Here is a 22,723-nt window from a genome sequence, read left to right as displayed (position 1 = left end):
ACAACTCTGGAGTGCTTGCCATGCATCGCCGACCTCCGTTGTTTAAAGCGTGTGTTTTTCTGTTCGCGGCTTCGGCCCTGTCATGGGTGTCGCCCAAACGGCAGACAGCAAGCTCGACAGCGTACTGGCCCCTTAAAAATTGATCGAGGGCACCGGTGAGAAATGGCTGGAACTGTTCGAACGCCCGCAATCGCCGCGTCTGGCGGAATTTGTCAAGAACACTCGCTTTTAACGTTTTCAATCAGGAGAAACACCCATGAGCATTACTCGTTACGGCACTGGCAGCACCGCCGCTGGCGGTCAGCCTCGCCCTTTCGCCCGCGCCGTTGAAGCCGATGGCTGGCTGCATGTTTCCGGGCAGGTGCCGGCGCTGGATGGCGAGATCATCACTGGCGGCATTGTCGAACAGACCCACCAGACCATGAAGAACCTGATCGCGATTCTCGAAGAGGCCGGCTATGGCCTGGAAGATGTGGTGCGTGCTGGCGTATGGCTGGAGGATCCGCGGGATTTCACGAGTTTCAACAAGGTGTTTTCCGAGTACTTCAAAAGCGAACACGCCCCGGCGAGGGCCTGCGTGCAAGCGAACATGATGGTCGACTGCAAGGTCGAAATTGATTGCATCGCGTACAAGAAAAAGGCCTGAACCGAGAGCGCGGCTGATTGGCCCTTGTAGGAGCTGCCGAAGGCTGCGATCTTTTGGCGCTTTTGGATGAGCCGCAAGAGCAGGATCAAGATCAAAAGATCGCAGCCTGCGGCAGCTCCTACGGGGGCGACTTTGAATGGGAACCACTGAAATGACCGAAGACACCATCAAGCGCCGGGCTCGCGGTCTGGACCGGGCGTTCGACATTCTCGATTTCCTCAAGGAAATCGGCCAGCCCCTGCGCCCGAATGAAATCGCCAGCGGCATCGGCAGCCCGAAATCCACGGTCTACGAACTGGTCGCCTCCTTGTTGGAACGGCGCATTCTTGAACCTGTGGGCAAGGACGGTCACGTTTACCTCGGTCGTCAGCTGTACTTCCTCGGGCAGGCGCATTTGCGCCATTTCGACCTGACCCGCGAGGCCGATCTTGCCTTGCAAGAGATCGTCAGCCAGACCCGTGAAACCGCGCAGATGTGCCTGCTCAACGGGCGCAAATACACCGTGGCGTTGATGAAAGAAGGCGAGCGGCATTTCCGCATTTCCTCGGACATCGGCGAGAACGCGCCAATCCCCTGGACCGCTTCCGGGCGCTTGCTGCTGGCGCACCTGAGCGATCAGCAGATTGTCGACTTGATCGATCCGGACGACTTCATCCTGCCTGATGGCGAACGTTTGCCGCTGGAGCGGTTTCTCGAGGAAATTCGCCAGGCCGGTATCGACGGGTTCTTTTCCTTCGACAGCGTCGCTGACACGTTTACCCATTGCTTCGCCGCCCCGGTTAAAGACCCGAACGGCGTGGCCATCGCAACCCTGTGCATCGTCGCGCCAAGGGCCGATGCGAAGAACAATTACAACGACTATCGTCGGGTGCTGATCGACAGCGCCAACAGCCTCGCCCGGCGTATCAACGAATAACAGCGGCTGCCAGCGGCCGCGAATGTGAGGAGCTCGACCATGTATTCCGCCAAAAATACTGCCACCGTGGAAAAGGGCTTTGCCCACACAGGCGCCAATCTTGTGCGCGACGTCAGCCTGCCTGCGCTGGTGCTGCACCGTGACGCGCTGGAGCACAACATTCGCTGGATGCAGGACTTCGTCAGCAACAGCGGCGCGGAACTGGCGCCCCACGGCAAAACCAGCATGACCCCGGCGCTGTTTCGCCGCCAACTGGACGCCGGTGCCTGGGGCATCACCCTGGCCAGCGCCACGCAAACCCGCGCGGCTTACGCCCATGGTGTGCATCGGGTGCTGATGGCCAACCAATTGGTCGGCACGCCGAACATGGCGCTGATCGCTGATCTGTTGGCAGACCCGACCTTCGATTTCTATTGCATGGTCGATCATCCGGATAACGTCGCGGACCTCGGCGCGTATTTCGCCTCGCGCGGGGTGCGGTTGAACGTGATGATCGAGTACGGCGTGGTCGGCGGGCGTTGCGGTTGCCGCACCGAAGCCCAAGTGCTGGCGCTGGCCAAGGCGATTGCGGCGCAACCGGCATTGGCGCTGACCGGCATCGAGGGTTACGAAGGGGTGATTCACGGCGATCACGCGGTGAGTGGCATCCGTGCATTCGCTGATTCTTTGGTGCGCCTGGCGGTGCAATTGCAGGACAGCGGTGCGTTCGCCATTGCCAAGCCGATCATCACGGCGTCGGGTTCGGCCTGGTACGACCTGATCGCCGAGTCTTTCGAAGCGCAGAACGCCGGCGGGCGTTTCCTCAGCGTGCTGCGCCCCGGCAGTTACGTGGCCCACGACCATGGCATCTACAAGGAAGCGCAATGCTGCGTGCTCGACCGTCGCAGTGACCTGCACGAAGGTTTGCGCCCGGCACTGGAAGTCTGGGCGCATGTGCAGTCATTGCCTGAACCGGGTTTTGCGGTGATCGCCCTGGGTAAACGCGACGTCGCCTATGACGCCGGTTTGCCGGTACCGTTGCTGCGTTATAAGGCCGGTGTGGTGCCGGCGATAGGCGAGGATGTGAGTGCCTGCAAGGTGACAGCGGTGATGGACCAGCACGCGTTCATGACTGTGGCGCCGGGGGTTGAGTTGCGGGTGGGCGATATCATTTCGTTCGGTACTTCGCACCCGTGCCTGACGTTCGACAAATGGCGCATTGGGTGTCTGGTGGATGAGCAGTTGAATGTCATCGAAACCATGGAAACCTGTTTCTAAGGTTTGAGACCGCGTCGTGGCCTTCGCGAGCAAGCCCGCTCCCACATTGGATCTTCAGTGTTCACAAGACCCCTGTGGGAGCGGGCTTGCTCGCGAAGACGTCCGCCCAGACACCACCGAAACACCAGAGACACCACATCAATGAACAGCATCAGCCCCCTCGGCCCCAACACGCCGCGCATCGCCCTGATCGGCGAATGCATGATCGAATTGCAGCAACGCGCCGACGGTACGCTGCAACAAAGCTTCGGCGGCGATACCCTGAACACGGCGGTCTACCTGGCCCGTGAGCTGGGCGATGGCGGCACGGTGGATTACGTCACCGCCCTGGGCGATGACAGTTTCAGCGACGCGATGTGCCAGAGCTGGGCCAGTGAAAATATCGGGCTGGACAGGGTCCAGCGTTTGCCCGGTCGCCTGCCTGGCCTGTATTGCATTCAGACCGATGCGGCCGGCGAGCGACGTTTTCTCTATTGGCGCAACGAAGCGGCAGTGCGCGACTGCTTCACCACCCCGGCGGCCGCGCCGATTCTGGCGGCGCTGCCGGATTACGACGTGTTGTATTTCAGCGGCATCACCCTGGCGGTGCTCGGTGTGCAAGGGCGGGAAAAACTGCTGGAAACCCTGATCGAAGCCCGGCAACGGGATGCGCGGATCGTGTTCGACAACAACTACCGGCCACGTTTGTGGGCGTCGATTGAAGAGGCACGGGCGGCTTATCGCAGCGTTCTGCCCTATATCGACTTGGCGTTGCTGACGGTTGACGATGAGCAGGCGTTGTTCCATTTTTCCGATTGCGCGGCGGTGTTTGCCGCTTACGAGCAGATGGGCACGCCTGAGGTGGTGTTCAAGCGCGGGGCCGAGGCGTGTTTGATTCGCTGTGACGGTGAGTCATTTGAAGTACCGGCGCAGAAGGTCGAGCGGGTAGTGGACACCACGGCGGCGGGGGATTCGTTCAGCGCGGCGTATTTGGCGTGTCGACTCAAGGGCGGTAGCCCGGTCGAGGCTGCCGAGGCGGGGCACTGGTTGGCGAGTCGGGTGATTCAGGTGCCGGGGGCACTCATCCCCAAGAATTGAAATGCAATCCCTGTAGGAGCTGCCGAAGGCTGCGATCTTTTGATCTTGATCTTGATCTTGATCTTGATCTCCAGCGATCCCGAAAAGATCAAAAGATCAAAAGATCAAGATCAAAAGATCGCAGCCTTCGGCAGCTCCTACATAGGGGCCCATCAATCTCGGTAAAACACCTGCACCAGGTGATAACCGAACTTGCTCTTGATCGGCCCATGTACCACCCGCAGTGGTTTTTTGAAGATCACCGCATCGATCACGCCGACCATCTGCCCGGGCCGTACTTCGCCCAGGTCGCCGCCGCGTTTGCCGGACGGGCACGTGGAGTATTTCTTGGCCAGCACATCGAAGGCTTCGCCCTTGGCGATGCGTTGTTTGAGCTGCTCGGCTTCTTCCGAGGTTTTCACCAGAATATGGCGGGCTTGGGCTTTCATTGGCAGTACCTTGCAACGGTGGTGGCTATGTTGGTGCCAGCGTGGGGCGCGCGATTATGCCTTAACTCAGTCCGCTTGGCCGATCATCGTGCGAATCTTGTTGGCCAACAGGTCAATGGAAAAAGGTTTGACCACCATGTCCATGCCTTCCTCCAGGAAGCCCTGGCGTTCGGCGGCTTTCTCCGCATAACCGGTCATGAACAGCACCTTCAGACCCGGGCGATGCTGACGCGCGATTTCTGCCAGTTGCCGACCGTTCATGCCCGGCAGCCCGACATCGGTCACGAGCAGATCGACCCGCAGGTCGGATTCCAGCAAGGGCAGGGCGGCCTTCGCGTCTTCGGCCTCATGAGCGTGATAACCCAGTTCATTGAGCAGATCGAGCACCAGCATGCGCACCGCCGGATCGTCTTCTACCAACACCACCGTTTCACCGGCCACCGCTGCCGGAGTTTCGCCGGTGAGCGGCTCCAGAGTGTGCTCCGGCACCGCGACGTGCAGCCGTGGCAAATACAGACGAACGCTGGTGCCTTGGCCCGGCAAGCTGTGAAGGCTGACGTGCCCGCCCGACTGCTGGGCGAAACCATAGATCATCGACAGCCCCAGGCCGGTGCCCTGACCGATGGGTTTAGTGGTGAAAAACGGGTCGAAGGCCTTGGCCAATACTGACGGCGTCATGCCAGCACCATTGTCGCTGACGGCAATCATCAGGTAATCCCCGGCCCTGACCGGTTCCAGAGGGGTGACGTCACTTCCGTCAAGATGAACGTTGGCGGTTTCGATCAGCAGCTCGCCACCTTCGGGCATCGCATCCCGGGCATTGATCACGAGGTTGAGCAAGGCGTTTTCCAGTTGGCTGACGTCAGTGCTGACGGGCCAGACTTCATCGGCCAGCTTTATTTTGAGCTCGATAGAGTCGCCCTTGGTGCGGCGGAACAAATCTTCCAGGGAATGCACCAGCTGATTGGCATTCAGCGGTTTGCGATCCAGTGACTGACGCCGGGAGAACGCCAGCAGGCGATGGGTCAGGGCAGCGGCGCGGTGAGCCGAGGACACCGCGGCTTCGGTAAAGCGACCGATCTCGGCGGCGCGTCCGTCGGCGATGTAGCGCTGCATCAAATCGAGGCTGCCGATGATCCCGGTGAGCATGTTGTTGAAGTCGTGGGCGATGCCGCCAGTGAGCTGTCCCACCGCTTCCATTTTCTGCGCATGCCGCAAGGCGTCTTCGGCGCGCTCACGTTCGAACATCTCGTTCTGCAATCGCTGGTTGGCTTCGGCCAATTGCTGAGTGCGAGCGCTGACGCGTTCTTCAAGGGTTTCGTTGAGGTTGCGCAGGGCTTCTTCGGTCTGTTTGCGCTCGGTCTCGTCGATCACGAAGATGTAAAAACCATTGACCGCACCGTCCGCGCCATGACGGGGCAGGTAGTTCATCAAGGCCTGACGGGTGCTGCCATCGCGGTGCGCGGCGCTGATGCTGAAACTGCAAGCCTTGCCTTTCAGCGCCTCGGCAACGTATTCGGCGCGCAGGGCATAGGCTTCGTCGCCCAGCACTTCATGCACGGTGCGGCCGTAAAGCTCTTGGGGCGTCAGGCCGTACCATTCCAGGTAGGCGGCATTGTTGAGGCGAAAACGCTCCTCGCTGTCGACATAACTGATCAGGATCGGCATGGCGTTGATGATCAGTTGCAGCTCGGTCTGGCTCTGGCGCAAGGCCTGCTCGATGTGTTTGCGTTCGGTCAGGTCGAGTGCCGCGCCGAGGAACCGAATCGGTCGGCCATGATGATCCTTGTAGCAACGACCCCGGGCAAACACCCAGCGCAATTGGCCGTCGGCTTGCAGCAAGCGATATTCCTCGGCGTACTCGCTGCCATGGGTGATGCAGTGCTTGATGCTGCGGGCAATCATCGCCCGGTCTTCCGGGTGCACGCCGTGGAGGTATTCGCTGATCGGTAACTGGTTGGCCATGGCCGGATCGACGCCATGCAATTGGGCGAAGTGGGCATCGGCGATGAAACGGTCTTCGCCGATGTCCCAGTCCCAGGTGCCGACGGCATCAGTGGCGGCCAGCGCCAGTTGCAAGCGCTGCTCGGTTTCATGCTGCGCCTTGAGGCTGGCGGCGGAGCGTTGTTCGAGTTCCAAAGCGATGCGGCGGCGTTCGTTGGTTTCGATGGCCGTGACCAGAATCCCGGCGACCTCGGCGCTTTCATTGCGAATGGGGCTGTAGGTCAAATCCAGCCAGAAGTCGGAATCTCGCCCGTCGCGCTGCAAGGTGAAGCGCTGTTCGCTGTAGGTCCGCACCTGACCCTGTAGGACGGCGCTGTAAATCGGGTCGGTAAAGTCTTTCAGTTCTGGCCAGATCAGGTGTGTCGGTTGTCCGAAAGCGTGAGGGTGCTTGCTGCCGGCGAGGAAGGCGAAGCCGTCGTTGTAGATCTGGGTGAGCTGCGGGCCCCACAGCAACAGCATCGGCATTGGCGAGTGAATCACAATGTCCACGGCGGTGCGCAGGCTCTGTGGCCAGTGATCAGCGGCGCCTAGCGGGTTGTTTGTCCAGTCCAGTCGGGCAATCAAGGCCTGGGCGTCGCTGGCGATCGGTGGTGCGTTCATTGCAATGTCCTGCGTCAGTCGGTGTGGCGGCGTCTACTATCCTTGCAGGGCGGTAGACGCTGGATGACCCAAATGGGGTCATTTTTTCAATTGAATGCTTCGCGGGTGTTTTTTGCCATGGAAATCGATGCACTGTTGCAGATTCTGGCCAGCCGTAATGGCTCCGATCTTTACCTGTCCACGGGCGCGCCACCCAGCGCGAAATTTGACGGTGTGCTCAAAGCCCTGGCCGAGCAACCGTTCAAGCCCGGAGAAATCGCTGCCATTGCCGCGTCCATCATGGACGCCGAACAGCGCCTGGAGTTCGATCGCGAACTGGAAATGAACCTGGCGCTTTCCCTGGCCGGGGTCGGGCGCTTTCGGCTCAATATCTTCAAGCAGCGCAACGATGTGTCGATCGTGGCGCGCAATATCAAACTCGATATTCCACGCTTCGAAGACCTCAAGCTGCCACCGGTGCTGCTCGAAACCGTGATGCTCAAACAGGGGCTGATCCTGTTCGTCGGTTCGACCGGCTCGGGCAAGTCGACCTCGCTGGCGGCGCTGATCGATTACCGCAACCGTCACAGCAGCGGCCATATCATCACCATCGAAGACCCGGTCGAGTTTATCCATCGGCACAAGAAGTCGATCATTAACCAGCGTGAGGTTGGCGTCGATACCCGCAGTTTTCATGCGGCGTTGAAAAACACCCTGCGCCAGGCGCCGGACGTGGTGCTGATCGGCGAGATCCGTGACCGCGAGACTATGGAGCACGCGCTGGCGTTTGCCGATACCGGTCATCTGGTCATTTCCACGCTGCATGCCCACAACGCCAATCAGGCGCTGGACCGCGTGATCAACTTCTTTCCGGAAGAGCGCCGGGCGCAACTGCTCCATGACCTGGGCAATAATCTCAAGGCCTTTGTTTCCCAGCGATTGGTACGCACCCGCGACGGGCAACGCCGGGCGGCGGTGGAAGTGATGCTGGGAACGCCAACCATCGGCGACCTGATCCGGCGCAATGAGCTTGGCGAACTCAAGGGGATTATGGAGAAGTCGTCAGAGGCGGGAATGCAGACCTTCGATAGTGCGCTGTTCGGGCTATTTGCCGAAGGCGCGATCGATGAGGCAGAGGCGTTGAAACATGCGGACTCGGTGAACAACTTGCGTCTGCGCCTGAAAATGCACGCCGAGGCCACGCCCGGGCCCCATACACCGCCAGGGGAATGGGGATTAGTGGACTAGCGCCGGCAACGACGATCAAATGTGGGAGCGGGCTTGCTCGCGAAAGCGGTCTATCAGCCAACATCAATGTTGAAGGTGAAATCGTCTTCGCGAGCAAGCCCGCTCCCACAATGGATCTACGTTTCAATCATTCAATTCAGGGCGGTCGCGAAACTGCTCCAATGCCTCGGGATTGGCCAGTGCATCGGTGTTCTTCACCTTCTGGCCATGCACCACATTCCTTACCGCCAACTCGACCACCTTGCCGCTGATGGTCCGCGGAATGTCCGTCACCGCGACAATCTTCGCCGGCACATGCCGTGGTGTAGTGTTGGCGCGTATTACCTGGCGAATCTGTTGTTGCAGCGCTTCATCCAGCTCGACACCGTCGCGCAATTTCACGAACAGCACCACTCGCACGTCATCCTGCCATTGCTGGCCGATGGCGACGCTGTCCAGAACTTGCGGGACTTTCTCCACCTGACGATAAATTTCCGCCGTGCCGATGCGCACGCCGCCGGGGTTGAGCACGGCATCGGAGCGCCCGTGGATCAACAGGCCACCATGGGGCAGTTGTTCGGCGTAATCGCCCTGGGCCCAGACGCCGGGAAACAGGCTGAAATAGGACTTTCGCAGTTTCTCTCCGTCAGGGTCATGCCATAAACAGATGGGCATCGCCGGAAAATGTCGGGTGCACACCAGTTCGCCTTTTTCACCGATCACAGGCCTACCGGCGTCGTTCCAGACTTCGACCGCCATACCCAGGCCCTTGCACTGTATTTCGCCACGGCGCACCGGCAGGACCGGATTGCCAATCACGAAGCACGAAACGATGTCGGTGCCGCCAGACATCGAAGACAGACACAGGTCGGACTTGAACGCGCGGTAGACGTAATCGAAGCTTTGCGGGGACAGCGCGGAACCGGTGGACAGCACGGTTTTCAGGCTGCCCAGGTCATGACTGTCGCAGGGCTTCAGGCCATTGCTTTGCAGTGCGGTGAGGAACTTGGGGCTGGTGCCGAAGACGTTGATGCGTTCGTCGTCGATCAGGTCGATCAAGCGCTCCGGGCCTGGATGAAACGGCGAGCCGTCGTACAGCACCACGGCGCTGTCGACTGCCAGGGCCGAGACCAGCCAGTTCCACATCATCCAGCCGCACGTGGTGTAGTAGAACAAACGGTCGCCGGCGCCGAGATCGGTATGCAGTCCATGTTCCTTGACGTGTTGCAGCAGTACGCCGCCAGTGCTGTGAACAATGCACTTCGGCACGCCGGTGGTGCCGCTGGAATAGAGGATGTACAGCGGATGAGCGAAGGGCACGGGAATGAATTGCGGCTCGCCGCCCGGGTCGTAGAAATCGTCCCAGAGCGTCACGTTGGCCTGGCTGTGGAAGTCTTCGATGCGCGCCTGGGGTCGTGCATAAGGCACAACGATCAACTGCTGCAAGGACGGCAGTTGCCCGAGGATTTCGTTGACCTTGGCGGTCTGGTCAATCTCTTTGCCGGCGTAACGGTAACCGGCGCAGGTAATCAGCACTTTCGGCTCGATCTGGCCGAAGCGGTCGATCACCCCATGAGTACCGAAATCTGGCGAGGAACAAGACCAGATCGCACCCAGACTGGTGGTGGCAAGCATCGCCACTAGTGTTTGCCAAGTGTTTGGCATGCACGCGGCCACGCGATCGCCGAGGCCGACGCCGGCGGCTTTCAGGCCGTTTTGAAAACCGGCGACCTGGCTTGCCAGTTCGGCCCAGGTCAGTTGTTCCCGTTGGCCGTTTTCGCCAATGGCCACCACCGCCACGGCGTCGTCGCGACGGCGCAGCAAGTGTTCGGCGAAGTTCAGCGTGGCGCCGGGGAACCACTGGGCGCTGGGCATTTGTGCGCCCTCAATCAGCACCGCGTCTGGCTGATCGTGGAAACGGATGTCGAAGAAATCGACGATGGCCTGCCAGAAAGCTTCGCGCTGATCGATGCTCCACTGGTGCAGGGCAGGGTAGTCGGCGATCTTGAGGTTGTGTCGCTGATTGATCGAGCGCCGAAAGGCCTCCATGCGGGATTTGCCGATGCGCTCGGTGCCGGGTTGCCAGAGGATGTCGGACATGGCTTGGCCTCTTCTGATTTATGCATAACACGCAGGCTTTTGTGGCGAGGGAGCTCTTGTGGCGAGGGGGCAAGCCCCCTCGCCACAGACAAGCCTCCCTCGCCACAGGGGTTACCGGTAGCTCACTGCGCCAACCACCCACCATCAATATTCCACGCGGCGCCACGCACCTGGCTACCGGCTTCGCTGCATAAAAACAGCACCAACTCGCCCAGCTGCGGTGGCGTCACGAATTCCAGCGACGGTTGCTTCTCGGCCAGCAAATCATGTTGCGCCTGCTGCGGGTCGATTCCGGTCGCGGCGCGATCATCGATCTGCTTCTGCACCAGCGGCGTCAGCACCCAACCCGGGCAGATGGCGTTGCAGGTGATATTCGTCGTGGCGGTTTCCAGACCAACCACTTTGGTCAGACCGATCACACCATGCTTGGCCGCGACATACGCCGCCTTGCCCACCGAACCGACCTGGCCATGCACTGACGCGATGTTGATGATCCGTCCCCAGCCCTTGGAGCGCATTCCCGGCAAGCTCAAACGGGTGCCGTGAAACACCGACGACAGGTTGATCGCAATGATTGAGTCCCAGCGCTCCACCGGAAAGTCTTCCACCGACGCCACGTGCTGGATGCCCGCGTTGTTGACCAGGATATCCACGCCGCCGAACTCACGCTCGGCGTACTCGATCATGTCGGCGATCTGCGCCGGGTCGCTGACGTCGGCGGGGTGATGGCCGACCTTGCCGCCGCTTTTATTATTGAGCTGTTCCACCTCGGCGATCAGCCTGGACGCATCGCCGAAACCATTGAGGATCAGGTTGGCGCCAGCCTTGGCCAGGCTCAGGGCGATTCCCAGACCTATGCCGCTGGTGGAACCGGTGACCAGTGCGGTCTTGCCCGAAAGAGTCGTCATGAATACCTCACACAATGCCAGTGGCGTAGAAAGTACCGATCACCACAAAAACAGCGAGTGTCTTGATCAGCGTAATACAGAAAATGTCTTTGTAGGCCTCGCGGTGGGTCAAACCGGTGACCGCCAGCAACGTAATCACCGCGCCGTTGTGCGGCAGGGTGTCCATACCGCCACTGGCCATCGCGGCAACCCGGTGCAGCACTTCCAGCGGAATATTGGCGGCATGGGCGGCGCTGATGAACGTCTCGGACATCGCCGCCAGGGCAATGCTCATGCCGCCCGACGCCGAACCGGTGATGCCGGCCAGCAGGGTCACGGTAATCGCTTCGTTGACCAGCGGGTTGGGAATGCTCTTGAGCCAACCGGACAGCACCAGAAAACCTGGCAGCGAGGCGATTACTGCACCAAAACCGTATTCCGACGCGGTGTTCATCGCCGCCAGCAGCGCGCCGCTGACCGCACTTTTACTGCCTTCGGCCAACTTTCTGCTGATCGTCTGAAAACTGAACACCAGCACCATGACGATGCCCACCAGCAAGGCTGCTTGCACCGCCCAGATCGCCGTCAACTTGGCGATGTCGGTGGTCACGGGGGTTGCCATGCCTGGCAGCGCGACGCTGTGGGTTTTGCCGTACCACAACGGAATCCAGCGGGTGAACAGCAGGTTCATCAGGCCCACCATCAACAGCGGCGACAGCGCGATCCATGGGTTGGGCAGCTTGATGTCCGGCGCGGTTTCCGGCTCGTTGCGCAGCGCTGAACCATACCCTTCACCGCTGCGCTGGGCCTTGTTGCGCTGGCTCTGCAGGAACAGCATGCCGGCGCAGAACACGAAAATCGTGCCGATCACACCCAGCCACGGTGCGGCCCAGGCGGTGGTGTTGAAGAAGGTGCTGGGAATGATGTTCTGGATCTGCGGCGTGCCCGGCAGGGCATCCATGGTGAAGGAGAATGCGCCAAGGGCGATGGTCGCCGGGATCAGGCGCTTGGGGATATTGCTCTGACGGAACATCTCGGCGGCAAACGGATAGACCGCAAACACCACCACAAACAGCGACACGCCGCCGTAAGTGAGCAGGGCGCAGACCAACACGATCACCAGCATCGCCTGACGAGTACCGAGCAAGCGAATGGCCGCTGCGACGATGGAGCGCGAGAAGCCCGACAACTCGATCAGCTTGCCGAACACGGCACCGAGCAGGAACACCGGGAAATACAGTTTGACAAAGCCGACCATTTTTTCCATGAACACCCCGGTGAAGACGGGGGCAACGGCGGATGGGTCAGTGAGCAGGACGGCGCCGAGGGCGGCGATCGGGGCAAAGAGGATAACGCTGTAGCCACGGTAAGCAGCCACCATCAGCAGCGTAAGAGCTGCCAAGGCAATAATCACACTCATGGTGTGTCTCCTTCGATTGTTATTTTTGTAGGGTGAAGCTTGTGGGAAGGGCTATAGCGAGTTTCGTGCCAGAAGATTAAGTCATTGAAATATAAGGTTTTATTTTGATTTTTTTGAATGCTATGAAGATTGTAGTCTCTATTTTGAGACGTGCGACGCCCAAAAAGATCGCAGCCTTCGGCAGCTCCTACAGGGGGACGCGGAAATCCACCGTAGGAGCTGCCGAAGGCTGCGATCTTTTGATCTTGAAAAATACATCTACCAATGGAGATCAATGTCTCTCTATGGAGACTCTGCAATCCCTAACGCCACCATCTTCTTGTACAACGTCGACCGCCCCAGCCCCAAACGTGCCGCCGCTTCGATAACTTTCCCGCCGCATTGCGCGAGGGCGGCTTCAATCAACTGCCGATCAAACCGTAAGCGAGCTTCACTGAAAGTCTCATGGGCAACCGGCTCGATGGCCAAGGGCGGCACACGCTGCACTGGGATAAAACTGCCAATCGCCGCGCGGATATCCGCCGCGTTCAGCATCAAATCATCACTGAGCAATGCCGCCCGTTCCAGCACATTGCGCAGTTCGCGGATGTTCCCCGGCCAGGCGTGTTGGCCCAACAAATCCAGGGCTTCGGGGTTCAGTTCGTGCTGGCTGCGCAGCTCTTCGAGAATCGCTTCGCTGAGGGCCGGCAGGTCGTCGAGGCGATCACGCAGGGGCGGGACCTGAATCGGCAACACGTTGAGGCGGTAATACAAATCGGCACGAAACTCGCCGCGTTTGATCGCCGCTTCCAGGTCGGTGGAAGTGGCCGCGATCACTCGCACATCGCTCTGGATTACTTCGTTGGAGCCCACCGGCTCGAATTCCTTTTCCTGCAACACCCGCAGCAATTTGCTTTGCAGCGGCAGCGGCATGTCGCCGATCTCATCGAGAAACAGCGTGCCGCCCTGAGCGATCTGCAACTTGCCGGTGCGGCCCTTGCGATCGGCGCCGGTGAATGCGCCGGGGGCGGTGCCAAAGAACTCGGCTTCCAGCAGCGACTCGGGGATCGCCGCGCTGTTGATGCTGACGAAGGCTTTGTGCGCCCGAGGCGAGGCGCTGTGAATCGCCTGGGCCAGCAGCTCCTTGCCAGTACCCGTTTCGCCGAGCAGCAACACCGGAGATTCGGCACTGGCGCTACGCCGGGCACGACGCTTGACGTCCAGGCTGGCGGCGCTGGTGCCGATGAAGTGGGCGAAGTTGTACTTGGTCTGCCGTGCCCGCAGCAGCGAGCGGGTGGAGGCGAGTTCTTCCTGCATGCTCAGGTAGCGCTTGAGCATCGGCGATAGGCTGCGCAGTTCATCGAACAGGGCAAAGCCGATAGCGCCAATCACTGCGCCGGCATCGTCGTGAATCGGCAGGCGCATCACCACCAGCGGTTCCTTGGGGGTGTCTTGCATGTCCAGCAGGATGGGGCGTCCGGTGCGCACCACCTCACGCAACAGGCTGCCAGGGATCACACTTTCACAGGCCCGGCCGATCGCACCTGCAGCCGATTCGAGACCGAAACGCCGGGCATAACGCTCGTTCATCCAGACGATGTTCGCGTCGCGGTCGACAATCACCGTGCCTTCGCTCGATTGCTCGATGATTTCGAACAGCGAACGGATCGCCAGGGTACGAACGCGCTGGTAGTCCTTGAGGCTTTCGGTGGTGTTCATCGGTGTCATATCCAGAATGTGTGGTGTTGTTATGGGCGTCTTCGCGAGCAAGCCCGCTCCCACATTTGAATTGAGGTGTTAATGCGATCCAATGTGGGAGCGGGCTTGCTCGCGAAGGCCACGACACGGTCCAACGACATGACGCCGATTATGCCCACCCCGGATGCGCCGCCGCCAACAGCTCTTTGGTGTAGGGATGCTGCGGCGAGTCGAACACAGCATGGCTCGCGCCGCTTTCCACCACTTTACCGTCCTTGATTACGATCATGTCGTGGGCCAGAGCGCGTATCACCGCCAGGTCGTGACTGATGAACAGGTAAGTCAGGCCGTATTTTTCCTGAAGCTGGCGGAGCAGGGCGACCACTTGTTTTTGCACCGTGCGATCCAGCGCCGAGGTCGGTTCGTCGAGCAGGATCAGCGCCGGTTTCAGCACCAGTGCGCGGGCAATGGCAATGCGCTGGCGTTGGCCACCTGAAAATTCGTGCGGGTAGCGATGACGGCTTTGCGGATCGAGGCCGACTTCTTCCAGCACCCGGATCACCTGGGCTTCGCATTCGTCCGGGGTGGATTGGCTATGAACCTCAAGGCCTTCACTGATGATCTGCGCCACGGACATTCGTGGGCTGAGGCTACCGAAGGGGTCCTGGAACACCACCTGCATCTTTTTGCGCCACGGCCGCAGCTGCTTTTGCGTCAGGCCCTCCAGGGCCTCGCCCTGAAAGCGAATGCTGCCTTGCGAATCGAGCAAGCGCAGAATCGCCTGACCAAGGGTGGACTTGCCTGAACCGGACTCACCGACAATGCCCAGTGTCTTGCCTCGCTGAACATTAAGGCTGATGCCATCCACTGCGCGCAGGTAAGTTTTACGCTGGAACAGGCCTCCACCGATGGCGAATCGTACCTGCAAATTATTCACTTCCAGCACATTTTCACGCTCATCCCGGGGCAAGGCTTCACCTTCCGGCTCGGCGTGCAGCAATACACCGCTGTAAGGATGTTTCGGCGCGGTGAACAGTGTCTCGCAAGGCGCCTGTTCGACGATTTCCCCGGCCTTCATCACGCACACCCGCTGGGCGATGCTGCGCACCAGATTGAGGTCGTGGCTGATCAGCAGCAGCGACATGCCAAGCCGCTGTTGCAGGGATTTGAGCAGCGACAGGATCTTGCGCTGCACCGTCACATCCAGCGCGGTGGTCGGCTCGTCGGCGATCAGCAATTGCGGCTCGCAAGCCAGGGCCATGGCGATCATCACCCGTTGCCGTTGGCCGCCAGACAATTGATGGGGATAAGCCTTGAGCCGCTCCTCGGGTTTCTGGATGCCCACCAGTTGCAGCAACTCGAGAATCCTTGCTTGCGCCGCTTTGCCGCCCAACCCTCGGTGCAGCAGCAGAGTTTCGCCGATCTGCTTTTCAACGCTGTGCAACGGGTTGAGGGAGGTCATCGGCTCCTGGAAAATCATCGCGATCCGGTTGCCGCGCAGCTCGCGCAAGACCTTGGCGTCGGCGCCGATCAATTCCTGCCCGTGATAGCGAATGCTGCCGGTGGTTGTCGTGCCGTTTTCAGGCAGCAGTTGCAGGATCGAGTGGGCCGTCACCGACTTGCCGCAGCCCGACTCGCCGACCAGCGCCAGGCATTCGCCGGGGCGGATGTCCAGGCACAGGTTGCGCACCACGGTCTGGCCGCTGAAGGCGACGTTGAGGTCACGGATTTCGATCAGGTTGTCACTCATATCAACAGTCCGCTTCAAGACCGAGGATCAAAGGCATCACGTAATGCCTCCCCGATAAACACTAATAAAGAAAGAATCAGCGCCAGGGTGAAAAACGCCGTCAGCCCCAGCCACGGCGCTTGCAGGTTCTGCTTGCCTTGACCAATCAATTCGCCCAGGGACGCACTGCCGGCCGGCATGCCGAAGCCGAGGAAATCCAGTGCCGTGAGGGTGGAAATCGCCCCGGTCAAAATGAACGGCAAATAACTCAGGGTCGCATTCATCGCGTTGGGCAGGATGTGCCGCACGATCACCTTGCGGTCGGTCAGGCCCAACGCACGGGCGGCTTTGACGTATTCCAGGTTGCGCCCGCGCAGGAATTCGGCGCGCACCACGTCCACCAGCGCTAGCCAGGAAAACAGCGCCATGATCCCCAGCAGCCACCAGAAATTCGGCTCGACGAAGCCCGACAGAATGATCAGCAGGTACAGCACCGGCAGCCCCGACCAGACTTCCTGCAAGCGCTGACCGATCAGGTCGACCCAACCGCCGTAGTAGCCTTGCAGCGCGCCGGCGGCGATGCCGATCAAGGCGCTGATGAAGGTCAGCGCCAGCGCGAACAGAATCGACACCCGCGCCCCGAAAATCACCCGGGCCAGCACGTCGCGGGCCTGATCGTCAGTGCCCAGCCAGTTGACCTTCGACGGCGGGCTCGGCGCGGGTTGATTGAGATCGTAATTGGGTGTGTCGTCGCTGAACGGGATCGGGGGAAACAGCATCCAGCCGCCGTCCTTATGAATCAGCTTCTGCACGTAATCGCTGCGGAAGTCGGCCCGGAACGGCAGTTGCCCACCAAACTCCTGTTCGGTGTGGCGTTTGAACGCCGGGAAGTACAGCGAGCCCTGATAACTGACCACCAGCGGTTGGTCGTTGGCGATCAGCTCGCCGCCCAGAGTCAGCAGGAACAGGCCGACAAACAACCACAGCGACCACCAGCCCCGGCGGTTTTTCTTGAAACGCTCGAAACGGCGACGGCCCAGCGGCGAGAGCTTGAACATCAGGCGTTCCTCGCGGCGAAGTCGATTCGGGGGTCGACCAGGGTGTAGCAGAGGTCGCCGATGAGTTTTATCAGCAGGCCGAACAAGGTGAAGATGAACAGCGAACCGAAGACCACCGGATAGTCCCGTGACACCGCCGCTTCGTAACTCATGCGCCCCAATCCGTCGAGGGAGAAGATCACTTCGATCAGCAGCGAGCCGGCGAAAAATACACTGATGAAAGCCTGCGGTATCCCCGACACCACCAGCAGCATGGCGTTGCGAAACACATGGCCGTAAAGCACCCGGCGTTCGCTCAAGCCCTTGGCTCGGGCGGTGACCACGTACTGGCGAGTGATTTCATTGAGGAAGGAGTTCTTGGTGAGGATGGTCAGGGTGGCGAAACCGCCAACCACCAGCGCCGTCACCGGCAGCGCCAGGTGCCAGAAGTAATCGGCGATTTTGCCCAGGGTCGACAGTGACTCGAAATTGTCCGAGACCAGCCCGCGCACCGGGAACCAGTTCAACGAAGTACCACCGGCGAAGACCACGATCAGGAACATCGCGAACAGGAACGCCGGCATGGCGTAACCGATGATGATCGCGGTGCTGCTCCAGATATCGAAATGGCTGCCATGGTGCACGGCCTTGCGGATGCCCAGCGGAATCGATACCAGATAAGTGATCAACGTGGCCCAGAGCCCGAGAGAAATGGTCACCGGCATTTTTTCCAGGATCAGGTCAGTGACCATGGCACCGCGGAAAAAGCTCTTGCCGAAGTCGAGGCGGGCGTAGCTCTTGAGCATCAGCCACAGACGCTCCGGGGCCGGTTTGTCGAAGCCATATTGCTTTTCAATTTCCTTGATCAGCTGCGGGTCGAGCCCTCGACTGGCCCGTGAGCTGCCATGCATGGTTTCGCTGGAACCGCCACCGACACTCGCACCGCCGATTCCCTGCAATTGTGCAATGGCCTGTTCCACCGGGCCACCGGGCGCGGCTTGGACGATGACGAAATTGACCAGAAGAATGATCACCAGTGTCGGAATGATCAGCAGCAAGCGCCGCAGTATGTAAGCCCACATCAGTGCGGCCCTCCGGGTTGGCCGCGTTTGATCAGTTCGGCGGTCATCTGTTCGTTGGTCAGGGGCGTGGTGCTCACTTCCCACCAACTCTCGATGGCTTCGTCATTGCTCGCTTGCACAGAAGGAATGCCGAAGCGGTTCCACCACACAGTCGAGCTGCCCGGCGGGTAATAATTGGGAATCCAATAGAAGTTCCATTGCAGGACGCGGTCAAGGGCATGGGCGTAGCGCAGCATGTCAGCCTGGGTGGTGGCGCGAACCAGGCCGTTGACCAGCGTATCGACCGCCGGGTTCTTCAGCACCATGTAGTTGTTGGAACCGGGATCATTGGCCGCCGCCGAACCAAAATAGTTGTACAGCTCGTTGCCCGGCGAGGTGGTGACCGGGTAGCCGGTGACGATCATGTCGTAATCCCGGGACATCAGGCGGTTGATGTATTGGGAGGCGTCGATGCGCCGAATATTCAGGTCGATGCCGATTTGTTTCAGGGTGCGCTTATAAGGCAGCAGTAAACGGTCCATGCCGTTCTGGCTGACCAGGAAAGTGAAGCTCAGCGGTTGGCCTTGGGCGTTGACCAGTTGATCGCCATCGGGTTTCCACCCGGCTTGTTCGAGCAAACCCAGGGCTTGCAACTGTTTGTCGCGAATCACGCCGCTGCCGTCGGTTTTCGGCGCTTCGAAGACCTGAGTGAAGACTTCGTCGGGGATCTGCCCGCGCAACGGCTCGAGAATCGCCCGTTCGCCAGCGTCGGGCAGTTCTCGGGCAGCGAGGTCGGTGTTGGAAAAGTAGCTCTGCTGGCGGATGTACATCTCGCGCATCATCTGCCGGTTGCTCCACTCGAAATCCCAGAGCATGGCCAGGGCCTGACGCACGCGCCGGTCCTGGAACATCGGGTTTTGCAGGTTGAACACAAAACCCTGGGCCGCTTGTGGTGCCTCTTTGGCCAGGTGGGCTTTTTGCAGGCGACCGTCGCTCAGGGCCGGGCTCTCATAGCCAATAGAGTAAGCGGTGGCGGAGAATTCGCGGTTGTAATCGTAGGCGCCCCCTCGCAAGACCTGACGGGCAACGTCGGTATCGCCGAAATACTCGATGCTGAAATGATCGAAGTTGTAGAGGCCGCGGCTGACCGGTAAATCCTTGGCCCACCAATCGGCGTTACGCTCGAAGGTGATGCTGCGCCCGGAGTCGACCTTGCTCACGCGGTACGGCCCGCTGCCCAGTGGTGGCTCGTAACCACCGCCGTTGGCAAAGTCGCGTGTTTTCCACCAATGCTCGGGAAACACCGGCAAGGTCGCGAGGTCAAGGGGCAGGGTACGGTTTTCGTTGCTCTTGAAGTCGAACCGAACGGTGAGTGGTGACTCCACTTCGACGCCTTTGACGTCGGCGAATTGCGTGCGATAGCGCAGGCTACCCTGGGTCATCAGCAGGTTGAAGGTGTAGCGCACGTCTTCGGCGGTGATCGGCTTGCCATCGGCGAAACGGGCCTTCGGATTCAGGTAGAAACGCAGCGACAATCCGTCGTCGGAACGCTCCATCTGTTGAGCGACCAGGCCGTAAACGGTATAGGGCTCATCCAGCGAACGCTGGGCCAGGGGCGAGTAGATCAAGCCGTCGATCTGCGTCACACCCGTGCCCTTGTCGATATACGGCAGCATATGGTCGAAATGACCGATTTCCATCGCCGAGCGACGCATCGTGCCGCCCTTGGGCGCGCGCGGGTTGGTGTAGGCGAAATGGCTGAAGTCAGCGGGATATTTCGCCGGTTCACCGTACACGGTCAACGCATGTTGTGGTGCAGCATTCACACCAGCGGCACTTAATAGCAGCGTCACGGCAGTGAACAACAAAGTGGGGAAAGCCAGTCGCATTGTCAGCCTTGGAGCCGGGTGGTGGATAACCACAATTTGTACGCTAGCGGCGCGTCCCTCGCCAGCCGTATCACGTAACGAAAACACAACGGCCCGCCAAAAGGCGGGCCGTTATGCAGCAAACTCAAAGCATTGATCAGTCCTGACGACTGGTCACTTCCAGCAGGTGGTAACCGAACTGGGTCTTGACCGGGCCTTGCACCACGTTGATCGGCGCGCTGAAGACCACGGTGTCGAATTCCTTGACCATCTGGCCCGGGCCGAACGAACCCAGGTCACCGCCCTGGCGGCTGGAAGGGCAGGATGAGTTGGCTTTGGCGACTTCGGCGAAATCGGCACCAGCCTCGATCTGGGCCTTGAGTTCGTTGCACTTTTCTTCGCTGGAAACCAGGATATGACGGGCAGTGGCTTTGGCCATGGGAAAATACTCCATTCAATGTTCAATAAAATGCGGAGCCTACCGGATTCAGTGGGCTATTTCTTCCTCAAAGTTCCGTCTGTTTCATGCCGCGTTTTTAAAGGCCGGCATTTCGCAAGCGTTCGGCATGTTGCACATACAGGGCAATCGGGTCGGTACCCCGACGGACCTGACCGGTCGTCTGGCCGAGGCTATCCAGATGATCCAGCGAATAATCCGAACGGATCACTTTGCCCAGATGGGAACTGAATCGACCGACCATGCCGTCATTCTGCTCGGCTTCGGTGGTGAAATAGTGGGAGAAGGCCCGCAGAAACCCATGCAGGGGATTGAGTGCGTGGAGTCCCTCATCGAGGATGTCCCCCTGCAAAATGCCGCTCCAGGAATAGTAGCGCACGCCATTGACCTGATCGCGACCCTTGCCCCCCCAGGTTTTTGGCAACCCTTGCGGGTACTTGTCGTTAAAGACGCCGACGCCTTCGGTGGTCAGTGCATTGAGCGCGGCAATGGCGTTTTGCGGCAGATGCCGATTGCCACTGAGCAATGACAGGAAATCGGCGAACAACGTGGCCACCGCTCCGGCAACGTGTTCCGGCAGGCGTCCGGGTATCAGCGCCTTGCGCAGGAAGTCGGCCAGTTCCGAGCCATGATTCGGCCCGCTGACCGATGTCACCGAGGCGACAATCTCGGGTGCCAACGCTCCCGCATAGCGTGCCGCCAGCGCTCCCTGACTGTGACCGATCAGGTTGACTTTGCTTGCACCGGTTCCCTGCAGTACCCGATCGATCTGCGCCAACAGTTGCTCGCCGCGGGTTTCATTGCTGTGGGTAGCCGACAGATGCGGGATGAAGACCCTGGCGCCGGCGCTTCTGAGGGCCAGTTTGACGTCATGGAACAGTTCCAGGTTGCCGATGCGATCAAAGCCGAAGAGCCCGTGGGCCAGCAGGATGGGATAGTGAGTGGTTGCATTCCGTAGCATGTAGATTCCTTTTTCGCAGTAGGTCAGGTGTGTGCTCAGGGGGCACTCTAAAGCACACCAGCTGCTCGCCGATGTATGAAAAAGCCGCTATAACCCGCTGAAAACGGAATAGAAAATGTACGAAAGTTCGGATGAGCATGAGGTCTTGGTCGGAATATCCGGACATCTTTTTGACGATGGTTGAGTGCTCCCTCGCAATGACCTACTTGTGAAGCGTCATTTTTCCGTGCAAGCCGACGCCTTTGCCCTGCATCACGAATCAGCGCCGTGAGGTTCAATAGGCTTCGTTCGATGCCGACTTTCAACCGGCATTTATTCCAAGGACTGGAGCGTATGAATGACTATTTATGAAGCGGCAAACCTGAATGTTGTAGAGCAATACATGGCCGCACCACGGCTGGACCAGGCGGAAAACGCCATGCTGGATCCATCCGAAAGAAAGGCCATTGTCACTGTTGCGCCTTATCAGGCCATGGCCTGCGGAGACAAGCTGGTCTTGTCCTGGTCAGGTATCGATGCAGAGGGTGTGGCGTATCGGCATGAAGTGTCGCGGTTCGTCAGCGAAGCCCAGCTGGACAAGGTCATTGTCTTTACGGTGTCGGACGTACACATCGCCGCACTGGACGGCGGTTCGCTCGAGGTTTACTACACGCTGTACAGCGCGCTTCATTGTGAACCTTTGGAGTCCGGGCGTTTACAGTTGAACGTCGGTGATGTCCGCTCGGATCTGTTGCCAGTGATTGTGAACGATGCGGTGGGCGGCACACTCGATCCGGACAGGGTTGCCGAGGGCGCGCGCGTTACGATCAGGCCGTATTCCCGAATGGAGGCTGGAGATCGGGTCTTGCTGTCCTGGGCCGGCGGTACGCCACAATCAAGCTTCAATGACACATTGAAAATCGAATCTTTCGCAGTGGGTGGCGAACTGTCGTTCTGGGTACGTCCCGAGTCTATTGCACCAAACCTTGGTGCAACCATTACGATCAGCTATTGCGTCGAGCAAGAAGGCCAAGCGCCTCGCTGCTCGGAGCCTGCACAGTTGTTGATCGGCCCTCTGGAGCGAGGACCGCTATTGCCGCCCTCTGTGCTGGAGGCCGATGAGGGATGGCTGGATCTGCAAGATGCGATCGATGGTGTCACAGTCGTGATCGACAATGCCCAGGCCGAAGAGGGGGAGCTGGTTTATCTGAAATGTGACGGGGAGCGTCTCAATCATCGCGATGATCGTGAGATCACGAGGGAAATGGCCGGTCAACCGCTGGTATTTATCGTTCCCTACAGGTTTTGGCGCGAACATCGGGATCTGACAGTCCGGGTAGCCTATTCGGTCGAACGTCTCGACGATGTGAGCCAACAGTCCGAAGTCACGTTGGTACAAGTGCAGTCGTAACC

At 59.7% G+C, this 22,723-nt stretch carries 18 protein-coding genes and 1 pseudogene; 7 read left to right on the top strand and 12 right to left on the bottom strand.

The features are described from left to right. Positions 1–20: 20 nt before the first annotated feature. From ABH909_RS19230 to ABH909_RS19210, 5 genes and pseudogenes are all read left to right on the top strand, one after another. A pseudogene (locus ABH909_RS19230) lies at positions 21–133 on the top strand (transporter substrate-binding domain-containing protein); the annotation flags it as partial. Between the two features lie 123 nt (positions 134–256). After that, positions 257–646 carry a RidA family protein gene (locus ABH909_RS19225; protein ID WP_429436196.1) on the top strand — a complete coding sequence of 130 codons (390 nt, stop codon included), beginning with the start codon at positions 257–259 and terminating at the stop codon, positions 644–646. A 151-nt stretch (positions 647–797) separates the two neighbouring features. Then, positions 798–1,562: an IclR family transcriptional regulator gene (locus tag ABH909_RS19220; RefSeq protein WP_032830034.1), complete on the top strand. Its 765-nt coding sequence runs from the start codon at positions 798–800 to the stop codon at positions 1,560–1,562. Between the two features lie 39 nt (positions 1,563–1,601). After that, entirely contained in the window at positions 1,602–2,819 is a 1,218-nt protein-coding gene (locus tag ABH909_RS19215) for an amino acid deaminase (RefSeq protein ID WP_429436193.1), read from the top strand. A gap of 141 nt (positions 2,820–2,960) precedes the next feature. Then, positions 2,961–3,896 carry a sugar kinase gene (locus ABH909_RS19210; protein WP_429436191.1) on the top strand — a complete coding sequence of 312 codons (936 nt, stop codon included), beginning with the start codon at positions 2,961–2,963 and terminating at the stop codon, positions 3,894–3,896. Between the two features lie 152 nt (positions 3,897–4,048). Here the strand turns inward: ABH909_RS19210 and ABH909_RS19205 are convergent, their stop codons facing one another. Both ABH909_RS19205 and ABH909_RS19200 read right to left on the bottom strand, forming a co-directional pair. Continuing rightward, the gene (locus tag ABH909_RS19205; RefSeq protein WP_007898282.1) at positions 4,049–4,324 is read right to left on the bottom strand and encodes a peptidylprolyl isomerase; all 276 of its coding nucleotides are present in this window, start codon (positions 4,322–4,324) and stop codon (positions 4,049–4,051) included. Positions 4,325–4,390: 66 nt separating this feature from the next. Then, the gene (locus tag ABH909_RS19200) at positions 4,391–6,928 is read right to left on the bottom strand and encodes a PAS domain S-box protein (protein ID WP_429436188.1); all 2,538 of its coding nucleotides are present in this window, start codon (positions 6,926–6,928) and stop codon (positions 4,391–4,393) included. Between the two features lie 117 nt (positions 6,929–7,045). Between ABH909_RS19200 and ABH909_RS19195 the strand changes: the two genes are divergently transcribed. Beyond that, on the top strand, positions 7,046–8,155 hold the full coding sequence (locus ABH909_RS19195) for a PilT/PilU family type 4a pilus ATPase (protein ID WP_429439999.1): 1,110 nt from the start codon (positions 7,046–7,048) through the stop codon (positions 8,153–8,155). Between the two features lie 123 nt (positions 8,156–8,278). Here ABH909_RS19195 and ABH909_RS19190 read toward each other — a convergent pair whose 3' ends face one another. From ABH909_RS19190 to ABH909_RS19145, 10 genes are all read right to left on the bottom strand, one after another. Then, a complete protein-coding gene (locus ABH909_RS19190) occupies positions 8,279–10,234 on the bottom strand; it encodes an acetoacetate--CoA ligase (RefSeq protein WP_429436185.1) in 1,956 nt (651 codons plus the stop codon). A 122-nt stretch (positions 10,235–10,356) separates the two neighbouring features. Next, a complete protein-coding gene (locus tag ABH909_RS19185; RefSeq protein ID WP_429436182.1) occupies positions 10,357–11,142 on the bottom strand; it encodes a 3-hydroxybutyrate dehydrogenase in 786 nt (261 codons plus the stop codon). Between the two features lie 7 nt (positions 11,143–11,149). Then, entirely contained in the window at positions 11,150–12,541 is a 1,392-nt protein-coding gene (locus ABH909_RS19180) for a GntP family permease (protein ID WP_429436180.1), read from the bottom strand. 282 nt (positions 12,542–12,823) lie between these two features. Next, entirely contained in the window at positions 12,824–14,239 is a 1,416-nt protein-coding gene (locus tag ABH909_RS19175; protein ID WP_429436179.1) for a sigma-54 interaction domain-containing protein, read from the bottom strand. A gap of 148 nt (positions 14,240–14,387) precedes the next feature. Beyond that, entirely contained in the window at positions 14,388–15,968 is a 1,581-nt protein-coding gene (locus tag ABH909_RS19170) for an ABC transporter ATP-binding protein (protein ID WP_429436178.1), read from the bottom strand. Between the two features lie 14 nt (positions 15,969–15,982). Next, entirely contained in the window at positions 15,983–17,005 is a 1,023-nt protein-coding gene (locus ABH909_RS19165; RefSeq protein ID WP_429436176.1) for an ABC transporter permease, read from the bottom strand. Next, a complete protein-coding gene (locus ABH909_RS19160) occupies positions 17,005–18,066 on the bottom strand; it encodes a microcin C ABC transporter permease YejB (RefSeq protein ID WP_429436173.1) in 1,062 nt (353 codons plus the stop codon). Before ABH909_RS19160 ends, ABH909_RS19165 begins: the two co-directional genes overlap by 1 nt. Next, positions 18,066–19,934 carry an extracellular solute-binding protein gene (locus ABH909_RS19155; RefSeq protein WP_429436170.1) on the bottom strand — a complete coding sequence of 623 codons (1,869 nt, stop codon included), beginning with the start codon at positions 19,932–19,934 and terminating at the stop codon, positions 18,066–18,068. Before ABH909_RS19155 ends, ABH909_RS19160 begins: the two co-directional genes overlap by 1 nt. 136 nt (positions 19,935–20,070) lie before the next feature. Then, complete coding sequence (locus ABH909_RS19150; protein ID WP_007898306.1) at positions 20,071–20,352, bottom strand: peptidylprolyl isomerase; 282 nt, start codon at positions 20,350–20,352, stop codon at positions 20,071–20,073. A 97-nt stretch (positions 20,353–20,449) separates the two neighbouring features. Continuing rightward, a complete protein-coding gene (locus ABH909_RS19145) occupies positions 20,450–21,331 on the bottom strand; it encodes an esterase/lipase family protein (RefSeq protein WP_429436167.1) in 882 nt (293 codons plus the stop codon). 337 nt (positions 21,332–21,668) lie between these two features. Between ABH909_RS19145 and ABH909_RS19140 the strand changes: the two genes are divergently transcribed. Then, complete coding sequence (locus ABH909_RS19140; RefSeq protein ID WP_429436164.1) at positions 21,669–22,721, top strand: hypothetical protein; 1,053 nt, start codon at positions 21,669–21,671, stop codon at positions 22,719–22,721. Positions 22,722–22,723 lie beyond the last annotated feature (2 nt).

The organism is Pseudomonas sp. BS3782 TE3695 (assembly GCF_050435305.1).
GTDB lineage: Bacteria > Pseudomonadota > Gammaproteobacteria > Pseudomonadales > Pseudomonadaceae > Aquipseudomonas.
Note: the sequence above shows the minus strand (reverse complement) of the source record. Positions and strands in the feature narration are given on the sequence as shown.

Excerpts from the sequence above, each read along its gene's own strand:
- ABH909_RS19225 (WP_429436196.1), top strand. The coding sequence starts at position 257 with ATGAGCATTACTCGTTACGGCACTGGCAGCACCGCCGCTGGCGGTCAG.
- ABH909_RS19220 (WP_032830034.1), top strand. The coding sequence starts at position 798 with ATGACCGAAGACACCATCAAGCGCCGGGCTCGCGGTCTGGACCGGGCG.
- ABH909_RS19215 (WP_429436193.1), top strand. The coding sequence starts at position 1,602 with ATGTATTCCGCCAAAAATACTGCCACCGTGGAAAAGGGCTTTGCCCAC.
- ABH909_RS19210 (WP_429436191.1), top strand. The coding sequence starts at position 2,961 with ATGAACAGCATCAGCCCCCTCGGCCCCAACACGCCGCGCATCGCCCTG.
- ABH909_RS19205 (WP_007898282.1), bottom strand. The coding sequence starts at position 4,324 with ATGAAAGCCCAAGCCCGCCATATTCTGGTGAAAACCTCGGAAGAAGCC.
- ABH909_RS19200 (WP_429436188.1), bottom strand. The coding sequence starts at position 6,928 with ATGAACGCACCACCGATCGCCAGCGACGCCCAGGCCTTGATTGCCCGA.
- ABH909_RS19195 (WP_429439999.1), top strand. The coding sequence starts at position 7,046 with ATGGAAATCGATGCACTGTTGCAGATTCTGGCCAGCCGTAATGGCTCC.
- ABH909_RS19190 (WP_429436185.1), bottom strand. The coding sequence starts at position 10,234 with ATGTCCGACATCCTCTGGCAACCCGGCACCGAGCGCATCGGCAAATCC.
- ABH909_RS19185 (WP_429436182.1), bottom strand. The coding sequence starts at position 11,142 with ATGACGACTCTTTCGGGCAAGACCGCACTGGTCACCGGTTCCACCAGC.
- ABH909_RS19180 (WP_429436180.1), bottom strand. The coding sequence starts at position 12,541 with ATGAGTGTGATTATTGCCTTGGCAGCTCTTACGCTGCTGATGGTGGCT.
- ABH909_RS19175 (WP_429436179.1), bottom strand. The coding sequence starts at position 14,239 with ATGAACACCACCGAAAGCCTCAAGGACTACCAGCGCGTTCGTACCCTG.
- ABH909_RS19170 (WP_429436178.1), bottom strand. The coding sequence starts at position 15,968 with ATGAGTGACAACCTGATCGAAATCCGTGACCTCAACGTCGCCTTCAGC.
- ABH909_RS19165 (WP_429436176.1), bottom strand. The coding sequence starts at position 17,005 with ATGTTCAAGCTCTCGCCGCTGGGCCGTCGCCGTTTCGAGCGTTTCAAG.
- ABH909_RS19160 (WP_429436173.1), bottom strand. The coding sequence starts at position 18,066 with ATGTGGGCTTACATACTGCGGCGCTTGCTGCTGATCATTCCGACACTG.
- ABH909_RS19155 (WP_429436170.1), bottom strand. The coding sequence starts at position 19,934 with ATGCGACTGGCTTTCCCCACTTTGTTGTTCACTGCCGTGACGCTGCTA.
- ABH909_RS19150 (WP_007898306.1), bottom strand. The coding sequence starts at position 20,352 with ATGGCCAAAGCCACTGCCCGTCATATCCTGGTTTCCAGCGAAGAAAAG.
- ABH909_RS19145 (WP_429436167.1), bottom strand. The coding sequence starts at position 21,331 with ATGCTACGGAATGCAACCACTCACTATCCCATCCTGCTGGCCCACGGG.
- ABH909_RS19140 (WP_429436164.1), top strand. The coding sequence starts at position 21,669 with ATGACTATTTATGAAGCGGCAAACCTGAATGTTGTAGAGCAATACATG.